The sequence below is a fragment of the Acinetobacter sp. ANC 4558 genome (assembly GCF_002135375.1).
Lineage (GTDB): Bacteria > Pseudomonadota > Gammaproteobacteria > Pseudomonadales > Moraxellaceae > Acinetobacter.
Map to the genome: position 1 here is coordinate 1 of NZ_NEGH01000011.1, position 12,498 is coordinate 12,498.

The window sequence follows — 12,498 nt, forward strand, 5'->3', positions numbered from 1 at the left end:
AAAGCCATTGCGGCTATTTGAGCCTTTCTTAGGTTGATGCTTTTCATAACCAAGATGATCTGAAAGTTCTGTATTGAGTGCAGTTTCAATCATGAACTTTTTAAAGACTGCTGTCATTTGGTTTAAGTCTTCTGGAGTTTTTAGACCTTTAGCCAATTCAGCAGCCATACTTCTGATTGTTGCTTCATCCATGTGAAGTACCTTTTGTAATTATCCTCAGAAGGATAAATGAAAATTAAGTACTTACACAAAATTTAGAACAGTCCCGTAACTTGCTTTAAATATTTGAATAGCCACTAAAATTCTAGACACATATAACCATCTTTTGGACTGCCACCACTCTCCTAGACAAATTTCATCTATTCTTTTTGCATAGGAGAGAACATTATGAGTGGACAACGATATACCCCAGAATTTAAAGATGAAGCTGTTAAATTGATTACCGAGCGTGGGTATTCTGTCACAGATGTTGCAGAACGTTTAGGCGTATCACAACACAGCCTTTATAAATGGCTAAAGGCCGTACAGCCTTTACGCAACAACCCTGATGAACATGAATTGCTTGAGGCAAAGAAAGAAATCCTTCGCCTTAAAAGTCAGCTCAAACAAACTGAAGAGGAACGGGATATTCTAAAAAAGGCCGCAAGGTACTTTGCCAGTCTGCCCGAGTGAAGTATCAGTTTATCCTAGAATACAGCCATCAATTTAAGATTAAAACGATGTGCCGGGTTCTTAAGATTGCTCGTGCTGGCTACTATGCTTGGTTGCATGAACCCGAATCAGGCAGGACTATTGAAGATAAGCGGTTATTACAGCTCATCCGTTCTTCTTATGATGCTAGTTATGGCATCTATGGCTATCGCCGCATTACGCTGGATCTTAAGGAGTTAGGTGAAAGTTGTGGGCCTAATCGTGTGCTGAAGATCATGAAGCACAACGCTGTTCGAGGATATAAGAAGCATAAAAGCGATGGTCGCGGTCGTCCTCAGATTGTGCCACCTAACCGTTTAAATCGAGAGTTTATTGTAAACACACCTGATACCTCTTGGGTGACTGATATAACTTACATTCGCACATGGCAAGGCTGGTTATATCTGGCTGTGATTCTTGATTTATATTCGAGAAAAGTCATCGGTTGGTCAATGAAATCTACGCTTGCCAAGGATATCGTTTTGGATGCACTTCTTATAGCGGTATGGCGACGTAGGCCAAGTGAACCTGTGATCATACACTCAGACCAAGGCTCACAATATAGCAGTGGAGACTGGCAAAAATTCTGTCAGAAGCATAACTTAATACCCCAGCATGAGCAGACGACTTGCGCAGTATACTGCTCATGTTGGGATAATGCTGTTGCTGAATCCTAAAGAAGGAAAGAATTAAAAAGAGGATTTATAAAACACGAGAAATGGCGCGTGCAGATGTGTTTGATTACATCGAGATGTTTTACAATCGAATCAGGCGTCATTCGCATCTCGATGGAATGAGTTCAGAAGCCTTTGAGGCAGCTTCAAAATGAGGCTGTTTCATGTCCAGGATACTGGGAGCAGTCCACTCAGAATTTCTAAGAGAGAAAATCAAAACTACAAAAACAAAAAGCCAATATTCCCAAGAAATGTAACGCTAAAACTAGTAATGAACATATGGATTAGTATTTATATAAAATCAGGTGCTTAGTTGAAAATGCATTTGCAAGATTGAAGCATTTTAGAGGTATAGCCACACGTTGGGATAAACTAAAACTCAGTTGCTTTAGCTTGTATTTTTATCTGTTTACTATTATGAAATTTCAATAGATATTAAATTCATTAAAAAATAAAACTTTTGAAAAACGTTAGAACAATAGTTTTTCAGTGAGAGTTGATAACACAACTTTATTGCTTCTTAAAGTCTTGATTCTTTGGTCATGCCTTGAATTAATATGCGTATAAATTTTATTTTCAATCAAAGTCTAAGAAAAAATTCATAAATAATTTAATAGAAATATCAATAATTAATTCGTATAAAATTTCAATCAGAAATTATTCATCAGAAATATGGGTGTATAGGAATATATTCATCATTGATGGGTGTGTCTTAATTTAAAATATAACTAAAAACAGTTACTTGTGTGTATATTTAAAGTTGGCACGTTTCTTGTATTTATAAATTTGATGATTTTTTTCATATTTTTGAAAATTTGGTAAAGGATTAACAAGTGAAAAGTAAAGTTATTGATGTAGCAATTTTAGGTTCAGGTTATGGCGGTCTAGGAATGGCGGCCCAATTGAAAAGAAATGGCATAACAAGCTTTCAAATTTTTGAAAAAGCATCTGCATTGGGCGGTGTTTGGCGTGACAATATTTATCCAGGCGCAGCTTGTGATACGCAGTCGCATATTTATTGTTTTGATTATTTTCCAAACCTGCGTGTCAGCCGCATGTACGCAGGTCAAGAAGAGTTACTAAGCTATTTACAGCGTCTTGCGCAGCATTTTGAGCTTGAATCAAATATCCAATACAACGCTGAAATTACCAAAGCGGAATGGAATGAAGCTGAGCAGCTTTGGGATTTAGATATAAAAAACGCCGCGCCAGTAAAAGCGAAAGTTTTTGTTCCAGCTTGGGGCCAGTTAAATAAAGCAGTCACACCGAAATTTAAAGGTGCGGAAAGCTTTAAAGGCACTGCATTCCATTCGGCTGAGTGGGATTATTCTGTTGATCTTTCAAGCAAAAAAGTCATCAGCATTGGTAATGCTGCAAGTGCTGTGCAATACATTCCCGAAGTTGCCAAAGCTGCTGCGAAATTAACCGTATTCCAACGCAGCGCTAACTGGATTATGCCGCGTGATCAGCAAATTTTCACCGCTGAGGAGTTAGATGAATTTGAAGCAAATCCAGAAGTGTTCTTTGCCAGCCGTAATCACATTCACAAAATGCGTGAAGATGGTTTTAACCGTACTCAGCATGGTTCAGACTCTCAAAAAGAAGGTGTACGTATCGCACTTGAGTTCTTAGAAAAGAATATTGATGACCTTGAGCTGCGCCAAAAACTCACTCCTGATTATGAATTTGGTTGTAAGCGTATTTTACGAACAGATGATTATTATGCAGCTTTAAATCGTGAAAACGTTTATTTGGTTACGGATGGTGTGGCAGAAATTACTGAAAATGCAGTGATTACAACTGCCGGTGAAGTGATTGAAGCGGATGTGATTATTTACGGTACAGGTTTCGCAAGCCAAAATTTCAATGGCGATTTGGATATTATTGGCCAGCAAGCAACGCGCTTATCAGAAGCGTGGGCTGAGGGTGCAGAGGCTTACTTAGGTTTAACCGTTCCAGCATTCAACAACATGTTTGTTGTCTACGGCCCGAACACTAACTTAAACCACAATTCAATTGTGACCATGCTTGAAATTCAACACCAGTATATAGTCGATGCAACAAAATATATCTTGCAGAATCAATCATCCTTGGATGTCAAAGCACCAATTTTCACTGCTTATAATGAAGATATTCAAGTGAAAATGGCAGGTTCAGCATTTGCATCTGACTGTTCAAGCTGGTACAAAAATGACGCAGGCAAGGTCATTAATAACTGGCCATTAAATGTTGAATCATACCGTAATTATACGCAGTTTAATGCTGAAGATTATGTGGTTCATGTAGCTGTAGTTCATGGTGAGCCAGCATGAGCCTGCAGTTTCATCCAGAGGCACAGCCTATCATCGATGCTTTTATTGCCAATGGCGGTAAATCATTTGAAAAGATGGGCGAGATTCCAGCATTAAGAACAGCGTATGAAAATAACTGTACTTTAGCTGCTATGCAGGATTTGGATCAAATTCAGACAGAAGATGTCAGTGCCTTTGTGTCCGATCAAGCGGTGAATTTACGAATTTACGATACGCAAATCGAGCAGACTGAGAAACGTCCAACTGTTTTATTTATTCATGGTGGCGGCTGGGTCATTGGCAACCTCAATACGCATGATTCAATTTGCCGAAAAATTGCTGCATCGGCAGATGTGCGTGTTATTGCTGTGGATTATCGGTTGGCACCAGAAGCGAAGTTTCCAGCACCATTTGAAGACTGTCAGCGTGCTTTGCAATACATCATGGATCATGCGGATGATTTAAATATTGATGCAACGCGTTTGGTGTTTGCTGGTGACAGTGCAGGTGCAAATTTAGCTGCACATTTAGGGCAAAATTTTTATCAAACCTATGGTATGGAATTAAAAGCCCAAGTGCTGTTGTATCCGTTGATTGGATATTTCCCTGAGCTTAACAGCTATCAAAGCTATCAAGATGGTTTGCCATTGGTAGACAGCACGATGCATTGGTTTTTTGCACAGATCTTCGATGAAGGGCAAGATGCTTCTAAAATTTCACTATTAAATCAACCATTTGATGCTAAAAATGGTGACATTTTCTTATTAACGCTTGAGCACGATCCTTTACGTGATGAGGCTTTGCTGTATTTGCAAAAAGCCATTCAAAGCGGACTGAATGTGGAATATCACCACTTAAAAGGTTTAATGCACGGCATTTTTACATTGGCAGGGAAGTTGCCAGTCGCAGAGCAATATTTAGCCAAAATAGGTAAATATATCACGAGCAAAATTTAAACAGGAAAGTGAATGAGTTTTTCTACTTTTAAGAGTGCAAATAAATTAGTTACTGGTCAAACAGCACTGCAATATTTAGTGCAAGCGATTGAGCACTTTAAAGTGCAAAAGCCTTTAATTGTGACCGACCAAGGCGTGGTGAAGTCAGGCACGATACGGTATGTCTTAGACTTACTCACTGTTGATTATTCAATTTTTGATGCTGTAAAACCTGAGCCCGAAATAGGGCAAGTACAAGAGTGCATTGATGTTTACCGTACTCAGCAGTGTGATGCTGTATTGGCTGTCGGTGGCGGAAGTGCTTTGGATATTGCAAAGTGCGTGGCTGCATTAGTAGGTCAAGTTGGTGATATTCATGAATTTGTCGGCACAGATAAAATCAAAAGCCGTGATGTTCCTTTGATTGTCATTCCTACGACTTCGGGTACCGGTTCGGAAGTGACCAATATCGCGATTTTATCTGATACAGCAAATCAAATGAAGCAAGGCATCGTCAGTGATTTTTTACTACCGGATGTAGCGATTGTGTCGCCACTGATGTCGGTAAGCTGTCCTGCTTCTGTTACTGCTGCTAGTGGTGTTGATGCTTTGGTTCATGCGCTGGAAGCCTACATTTCGGTAAATCACTCTGATATTACTGATGCGCTAGCTGTTCAGGCAATTGAGCTGATTGTGGAGTATTTACCGCAAGCCTATGCCTTGCCAAGCAATCTGGTTGCGCGGGAAAAAATGGCAACAGCAAGCTTAATGGCAGGTTTAGCTTTTGGTAATGCAGGTGTAGGTGCAGTGCATGCCTTGGCTTATCCGCTTGGGGGTAAATACAAAATCCCGCATGGCGTGAGCAATGCCTTAATGTTGCCGCATGTCTTGAAATGGAACGTTATTGGCTGTGCAGAACGTCTGAGCCATATTGCGACGATTTTGAAACTGAATAAAGGACAAAATCATCAGGAAAACGCTGAAAGCTTGGTTGAGTTTTTACATAAGTTTTCTGAGCAGCTCAAAATCCCAGCAGGCTTACGATCTTTTGGGATTAAAGAATCAGATATACCAGCGTTGGCAGCAGAAGCCATCAAAGTAGAACGCTTATTGAAAAATAATCCGCGTCAGCTTTCTGTCGCTGATATTGAAGCTATTTACTATGAAGCTTATTGATTAGGCAGGTGATGATATGAGTGTAGATGAAGTCATTTCGTTTATGAAAACCAGTAAGGAGCGTTTTACGCTTCAAGATCAAGATGGACGTTCTATATTTGATATTGAGCCAATCCGTTCAATTATTGATGCAATTCAAGATGGTATTTATATCACCGATGCAAATGCAGTCACGATCGCGGTTAATAGTGCTTATCAACGTATTACAGGTCTAAACAGAAATATTTTGATTGGCCGTTATATGGGGGATTTAGTCAAGCTGGGTTATCTGTCGAATTCAGCATCTATAGAGGTGCTGAAGCGACAAGAAGTGGTAACGCTTGTGCAAACAATTAATGGTACACAGAAGATTTTGGTCACAGGTAGCCCAGTTTTTGATGAAAAAAAACAGCTGATTTGTGTTGTGACCAGTGTGCGGGATATTACTGAACTACTGCGTGCCAAACATGCACAGGAGCAACTGGAGAATTTATTCCGCAGTCAGTCACAGTACAAAATTTTCTGTGCTTCGAATGAGTTGATCATTTCCCGTGAAACACAAAAGCTCTTCGATTTGGCGACGAATGTAGCGAAATTTAATAGCAAGGTTTTATTGCGCGGTGAAACGGGCACAGGCAAAAGCAAGCTGGCTCGTTATATTCATAGTATCAGCCCACGTGCGGAACATGCCTTTTTGGAGCTGAACTGTTCAGGTATTCCAGATAACCTGCTAGAAATTGAGCTGTTTGGTTATGTGCCGGGTGCGTTCACGGGTGCTGCTGCCAAAGGCAAAAAGGGCCTACTTGAAATTGCCCATCAAGGAACACTGTTTCTGGATGAAATTGGTGATTTACCGCTCAGCATGCAAGTAAAGCTACTGAAAGTCATTGAAGAAAATCGCTTTTTACCTGTTGGCTCCACCGAATTTAAAGAAGTGGATATTCGGATCATGTCTGCAACACATCGCAATTTGGAAGAGATGGTGTCTAACGGTGAATTCCGTGAAGACTTGTTCTATCGCATTAATGTGGTGGAGCTGGAACTGCCACCTTTAAGAGCACGTAGCTCTGAAATCTTGCCTTTAGTTCAGCAGTATCAAAAAAGTTTTAATGAAAAATATGGCTTGGATAAGCAATTTAGCCCAGAAGTCATTGAGTCATTAACGCAGCATGATTGGCCTGGAAATATTCGTCAGTTGGTGAATGTTCTTGAATGTCTGATGGTCAGCACAACGCACACTGAAATTACCTTACACGACCTGCCTGCATATTTGCGACATGAAGCGAATATTGGAAAAGCAGAACTGAATTTGAAAGACAAAGTGCTCGCTTTTGAACGAGATTTGATCCTCAACGCATTAAACATCCATGGCTCTACACGTGCTACAGCTGATGCCCTTGGAGTTGAGCAATCGACGCTGGTAAAGAAAATTGCACGCTTTAAACAGTAACCATTCAAAATAGATATACGGAATTTACTATATGGATATCAAAAACTTATCGGTATTTGAAAATAAATGCTGGGTTAATGGTGTATGGATCAGCGCTAAAGAAACTCTAGAAGTTAAAAATCCACTGGACAATTCTGTGATTACTGAAGTCCCAGTATTGTCAGATGAAGTTGTATTACAGGCATTAACAGATGCTGAAATTGCTCAAAAGTCTTGGAAAAATGTCGCGCCGAATGAGCGTAGCCGTTTACTCCGAAACTGGTTCGATTTGCTCATGCAGCATCAAGAAGAACTTGCTGCGATTATGACAGTTGAGCAAGGTAAACCATTGAAAGAGGCAAAGGGTGAAATTGCTTATGCTGCCAGCTATGTCGAATGGTTCAGTGAAGAAGCAAAACGTGGCTATGGTGACATCATACCAACTGTGCCTTCGAGTCAAATTTTGGTGTTCAAAGAAGCCATAGGTGTTTGTGCAGCGATTACGCCATGGAACTTCCCTGCGGCGATGATTACCCGCAAGGTTGCGCCAGCTTTGGCGACAGGGTGTACCATTTTGGTCAAGCCAGCATCTGAAACGCCATTAACTGCATTGGCCATTGCAAAATTAGCTGAAAAAGCTGGTATTCCTGCGGGCGTATTTAATGTGATCACGGGTTCATCGACCAAAATTGGTAAGATTTTTACCGAAAGTCCAATTGTTAAAAAACTTAGCTTTACAGGTTCAACTGAAATTGGCGCCAAGCTGATGGCTCAAAGTGCACCTACAGTAAAAAAACTTTCACTGGAGCTTGGTGGCAATGCGCCTGTATTGGTCTTTAACAGTGCAAACTTAGATCAAGCAGTTCAAGGTGTGATGGATACCAAATTCCGAAATGCTGGACAGACCTGTGTTTGTGCCAACCGCATTTATGTACAAAGCGCAATCTATGATGAATTTGTTGCCAAACTGAAAGTCAAAGTAGATGTATTGAAAGTTGGCAATGGTTTAGATGCAGATACTGATATTGGTCCACTGATTAACCGTAAGGCTATTCAAAAAGTTGAAGAGCATATACAGGATGCCTTGTCTAAAGGTGCAACTTTGGTTACTGGAAAAACTGTGAATACTGAAGGCAATTGGTGTGTTCCAACATTAGTCAAAGATGTGACTCAAGACATGCTCTGCGCTAAAGAAGAAACTTTTGGTCCATTTGCGCCAATTTTCAAATTTGAACAAGAACAAGATGCTATTGCAATGTCGAATGATACTGAGTTTGGCTTGGCATCATATATTTTCACACAAGATATCAATCAATTTATACGTGTTTCACGCGGCTTAGAGTACGGCATGGTAGGGGTAAATACCGGTCTTATTTCAAATGCTGCTGCACCTTTTGGAGGGGTTAAATCATCAGGAATTGGCCGCGAAGGCTCTAAATACGGCATGGACGAATATTTAGAAATTAAATATGTCTGCTTAGGCAACATTAATTAAGTTAAGGGTTAAAAGGAAGTTTACATGGAAGCAGTTGAAAATAATGCTGGGGCAGTTGCTGTACCAGTAGAAAAGTCGTCAATTAAGAAAGTAGTTGGCGCGGCAATGGCAGGAACCATTGCAGAATGGTATGAATTTTTTATTTACGGTATTGCAAGTACTTTAGTATTCTCGAAACTATTTTTCCCTGCAATGGGCGATGGCAGTCTATTGATGGGTATCATCGCAGCTTTTGCTACTTATGCAGTTGGTTTTATTGCACGTCCTTTAGGTGGTTTGGTTTTTGGTCACTACGGTGATAAATACGGCCGTAAAAAGCTTTTACAGATCAGTTTGATTATGGTCGGGCTAGCGACATTTTTGATGGGATGTATTCCATCGTATGAAAGCATTGGTTATGCAGCGCCAGTAGTTTTAGTTTTACTTCGCTTTATCCAAGGTTTTGCAGTAGGCGGAGAGTGGGGCGGCGCAATGCTGTTAGTGGGTGAGCATAGCCCGGAAAATCAGCGTGGTTTTTGGACGAGTTTTCCACAAGCAGCAGCATGTGCAGGTAACGTCTTGGCAAGTTTAGTTTTACTAGGCTTATCGTTTACATTGCTTCAAGAAGATTTCTTGGCTTGGGGCTGGCGTGTTGCATTCTGGCTATCTGCAATTATCGTATTCATTGGCTACTATATTCGTAAAAATGTTGAAGAATCTGATGTTTTTAAAGAACAAATCAAACGCCAAGAAGAACAGCACAAAGCATCAGCAGGGTTAAAAGAGGTTTTGGTTCAATATCCGAAACAAGCACTATTTGGTATGTTGATGCGTGTAGGTGAAAACTCGACTTATTACATCATTGTTGTGTTTTCCATTGCCTACATGTCTATTCAATTGAAATTTGAATACACCACCATTTTATTGCTTTTACTATGTGCGAATACATTTCAATTTTTTGCAATGATTTTCTCTGGTTATTTATCTGACAAAATTGGCCGTAAGCTGACGATGTATATTGGTTATGCAGGCTTAGTGGTATGGCTACCATTCTATTTCACTGGTTTAAATACAGCTGAGTTCTCGGTTGTCTTGTTATCTATGTGTGTGGGTTTGTATTTCCAAGCAATGTGTTATGCAGGACAGGGTGCGGTGCTTGCAGAAATTTTCCCGACGCGTATGCGTTACTCAGGTTCATCATTCTGCTACCAAATCAGTGCGATTTTGGCAGGCTCAATTGCACCGATGATTGCAACGGTGCTATGGAAAACTTATGACAGTACTACACCGATCACGATCTACATTATGTTAGTGATTGCGCTATCTGTATTTGCCATTTTTATGCTTAAAGAAACACGTGGTCGTTCATTGCATGACGTAGACAATGAAGACCAAAAGAAATTTTCTTAACTCATCACATTTAAATGATTTAGACCATTTCACTCACATTTGGTGAGTGGAATGAGGAAATTTATGTTTAAAAAAGGACTTCTGAATAAAATTTAAATTGATTGCTATCTTCAGCTTTTAAGGATTTTAAAATGAACGGATTAATACAAAAGACAGTTGTCATCACAGGTGCCTTAGGCAGTATTGCTAAAGCAACTGTACAAGCCTTTGATGAGTACGATGTAAACTTTATCTTGCTGGATGTTATTGAGGAAGATGTAAATTTTTTATCGACTTTAAAAAGTTCTTACCAATATTTTAAAACTGATATTTCAACTTCAGATGCAATAGATTTGGTCAAAGCACAAGTTGAATCACAATTTAAAAACATTGATTTTTTGATTCATGCTGCCGGTTTATATCAGCATATTGAACTGGAAGATTTAAGCTACGAAGAATGGAATCGCCAAATCAGTATTAATTTAAATGCTAACTACTATCTAATTAAAAGTTTCCTGCCGATTTTGGCAGAGCAAAGCGCCATCGTCAACATTTCCTCTATTGCAGGACATCAAGGCAGTATTGCACATACAGCTTATGCCACAGCAAAAGGTGGTGTACTGGCATTGACCAAAAGTTTAGCGATTGAACTTGCACCAAAAACCCGTATTAATACCATTTCACCAGGTTTAATTGACACTGCAATGATGCAAGGTATGAGCGATGAAAAACGTAGTGCGATGATTAACAGCACACCGTTGAAGCGTTTAGGTCAGCCAGATGAAATTGCACAAGTAATTAAATTTCTTTGTAGTTCAGATGCATCATACATTACAGGTGAAAATATTCATGTAAATGGCGGGTTGTATCGTGGCTGACATGGTGCGATTTTCTCAAGTTATTCGTCCTATTTCTTGGGGCGAAATGGATCTGTTTGGACATTTAAATAATGTTCATTACTTCCGTTATATGGAAGATGCGCGGATTGAGTTTTTAGATCAGTTTCATTTTTTCCAAGAATCTTTGTATAGCATAATTTTGAAAAATGAATGTGAATACAAAGCACCAGTAGTTTATCCAGATAAGCTTGTGACGCGCTCCTATGTTAAGCATGTTGGCAATACTAGTTTCAGCATGTGTTATGAAATCTATAGTGTGGCTCAACAAAAAGTCGTGGCGGTTGGGTACAGTGTTATCGTGATTGTAGATCAAATAAACTTTTCAAAACAGCCAATCCCAGGTCATATAAAAGACTGCATACAAACCTATATGGCTCAATTTCCTTATGGTGAATCGAATGAAAATGCAAAATAAAGTGGCGATGATTACTGGTGCAGCATCAGGTATAGGCCGTGAAGTGGCTGTTTGTTTAGCTCGGGAGGGCTGTCAATTATGTTTGGTCGATATAAATGCGGTTCAATTAGAGCGGCTTAAGGAGGAATTATCCGAGCTTACTTTCGTATTGACTTGTATTGGAGATGTGACAGATCATCATTTTATTCAAGGTGTTATAAAAATGATTGAACAGCATTTTGGTCGTTTGGATTTAGCGCTGAATAATGCAGGGGTAACTACAGCTGCTAATGCGGTTGCCGATGTTACGATTGATGAGTGGCATAAAGTCATGAATATTAATGTCGACAGTCTGTACTACTGTATGCATTACCAAATTCCATTGATGTTGAAAAATGATGGCGGTGCCATTGTGAATATGTCTTCGATGTTAGGATTGATCGCCACGAAAAACCGTGCGCCGTATGTGACCAGCAAACATGCGGTTACGGGTATGAGTAAAGCGGTTGCATTAGATTATGCAGATCAAAATATACGGGTCAACTCAGTGCATCCAGGCTATATTGAAACACCGCTTATTGAGCATATTGATCATCAAGCACTTGTCAAAAAGCACCCTGTAGGTCGTTTAGGAAAAGTAGAAGAAGTTGCGGCTCTAGTCAGTTTCTTATTTTCAAATGAGGCTCAATTTATCACAGGTTCACAGTATGTGATCGATGGTGGATATTCAATTCAATAGATTTTCAGATCATAAATAGGAATTTCTTGTATGTGAGTTTTGATTAATAGTGAAAGTGAAACTATCAAATTAAAAAATAGTATTATATTTAGAGCCTGTTGATATTTCATAATGTTAGCCAAATAAATAGACAAGCTAAAACAACTGAATTTTCATAGTTCTGCTTTAGCTTATATCCACTGACACTAAGATTTTAGTATAACTTTTCTTTTAATCGCTCATGGTTGTTTTGCCATTCATGGCTGCGTGGGGTCGGGCATAGTTATTAATGCCTCCCATTCAGCTAGCTTGGCATTTAAATCGACATCATTGGTATAATCTAATAACTGGTAGAATTCCATTTTATCTGTCTTATGAGATCGTTCAACCTTACCATTATGCTTGGGCGTTCAGGATTTAATATAGCGATGATGAATAGCTAGATCATTC

Annotated in this window: 9 protein-coding genes and 3 pseudogenes; 11 read left to right on the forward strand and 1 reads right to left on the reverse strand. The window is 39.5% G+C overall.

The features are described from left to right. A pseudogene (locus B9T31_RS13060) lies at window positions 1-192 on the reverse strand (IS256 family transposase); the annotation flags it as partial. 195 nt (window positions 193-387) lie between these two features. Between B9T31_RS13060 and B9T31_RS13065 the strand changes: the two are divergent. The 11 genes and pseudogenes from B9T31_RS13065 (at window position 388) to B9T31_RS13115 (ending at window position 12,069) form a co-directional block, all read left to right on the forward strand. Beyond that, window positions 388-1,519: pseudogene (locus tag B9T31_RS13065) on the forward strand (IS3 family transposase). A 36-nt stretch (window positions 1,520-1,555) separates the two neighbouring features. Beyond that, window positions 1,556-1,785: pseudogene (locus tag B9T31_RS13070) on the forward strand (transposase); the annotation flags it as partial. 412 nt (window positions 1,786-2,197) lie between these two features. Further along, the gene (locus tag B9T31_RS13075) at window positions 2,198-3,676 is read left to right on the forward strand and encodes a flavin-containing monooxygenase (protein WP_086182389.1); all 1,479 of its coding nucleotides are present in this window, start codon (window positions 2,198-2,200) and stop codon (window positions 3,674-3,676) included. After that, entirely contained in the window at window positions 3,673-4,611 is a 939-nt protein-coding gene (locus B9T31_RS13080; RefSeq protein WP_086182390.1) for an alpha/beta hydrolase, read from the forward strand. Before B9T31_RS13075 ends, B9T31_RS13080 begins: the two co-directional genes overlap by 4 nt. Before the next feature lie 12 nt (window positions 4,612-4,623). Further along, complete coding sequence (locus B9T31_RS13085; RefSeq protein WP_086182391.1) at window positions 4,624-5,766, forward strand: iron-containing alcohol dehydrogenase; 1,143 nt, start codon at window positions 4,624-4,626, stop codon at window positions 5,764-5,766. A gap of 16 nt (window positions 5,767-5,782) precedes the next feature. Further along, window positions 5,783-7,195, forward strand: a complete 1,413-nt coding sequence (locus B9T31_RS13090) for a sigma-54 interaction domain-containing protein (protein WP_086182392.1) — start codon at window positions 5,783-5,785, stop codon at window positions 7,193-7,195. Between the two features lie 31 nt (window positions 7,196-7,226). Then, complete coding sequence (locus B9T31_RS13095) at window positions 7,227-8,669, forward strand: NAD-dependent succinate-semialdehyde dehydrogenase (protein ID WP_086182393.1); 1,443 nt, start codon at window positions 7,227-7,229, stop codon at window positions 8,667-8,669. A 24-nt stretch (window positions 8,670-8,693) separates the two neighbouring features. Beyond that, window positions 8,694-10,058 carry an MFS transporter gene (locus B9T31_RS13100; RefSeq protein WP_086182394.1) on the forward strand — a complete coding sequence of 455 codons (1,365 nt, stop codon included), beginning with the start codon at window positions 8,694-8,696 and terminating at the stop codon, window positions 10,056-10,058. Window positions 10,059-10,189: 131 nt separating this feature from the next. After that, window positions 10,190-10,915: an SDR family NAD(P)-dependent oxidoreductase gene (locus tag B9T31_RS13105; protein WP_086182395.1), complete on the forward strand. Its 726-nt coding sequence runs from the start codon at window positions 10,190-10,192 to the stop codon at window positions 10,913-10,915. A gap of 1 nt (window position 10,916) precedes the next feature. Beyond that, complete coding sequence (locus tag B9T31_RS13110; protein WP_228146049.1) at window positions 10,917-11,351, forward strand: acyl-CoA thioesterase; 435 nt, start codon at window positions 10,917-10,919, stop codon at window positions 11,349-11,351. Further along, window positions 11,335-12,069 (forward strand): SDR family NAD(P)-dependent oxidoreductase, encoded by a 735-nt coding sequence (locus tag B9T31_RS13115; protein WP_086182397.1) that lies wholly within the window; start codon window positions 11,335-11,337, stop codon window positions 12,067-12,069. Before B9T31_RS13110 ends, B9T31_RS13115 begins: the two co-directional genes overlap by 17 nt. Window positions 12,070-12,498: the final 429 nt, after the last annotated feature.

What these genes read in the sequence shown, in the direction of transcription:
- B9T31_RS13080 (WP_086182390.1), top strand. Translation starts at nt 3,673, where the DNA reads ATGAGCCTGCAGTTTCATCCAGAGGCACAGCCTATCATCGATGCTTTT.
- B9T31_RS13085 (WP_086182391.1), top strand. Translation starts at nt 4,624, where the DNA reads ATGAGTTTTTCTACTTTTAAGAGTGCAAATAAATTAGTTACTGGTCAA.
- B9T31_RS13090 (WP_086182392.1), top strand. Translation starts at nt 5,783, where the DNA reads ATGAGTGTAGATGAAGTCATTTCGTTTATGAAAACCAGTAAGGAGCGT.
- B9T31_RS13095 (WP_086182393.1), top strand. Translation starts at nt 7,227, where the DNA reads ATGGATATCAAAAACTTATCGGTATTTGAAAATAAATGCTGGGTTAAT.
- B9T31_RS13100 (WP_086182394.1), top strand. Translation starts at nt 8,694, where the DNA reads ATGGAAGCAGTTGAAAATAATGCTGGGGCAGTTGCTGTACCAGTAGAA.
- B9T31_RS13105 (WP_086182395.1), top strand. Translation starts at nt 10,190, where the DNA reads ATGAACGGATTAATACAAAAGACAGTTGTCATCACAGGTGCCTTAGGC.
- B9T31_RS13110 (WP_228146049.1), top strand. Translation starts at nt 10,917, where the DNA reads ATGGTGCGATTTTCTCAAGTTATTCGTCCTATTTCTTGGGGCGAAATG.
- B9T31_RS13115 (WP_086182397.1), top strand. Translation starts at nt 11,335, where the DNA reads ATGAAAATGCAAAATAAAGTGGCGATGATTACTGGTGCAGCATCAGGT.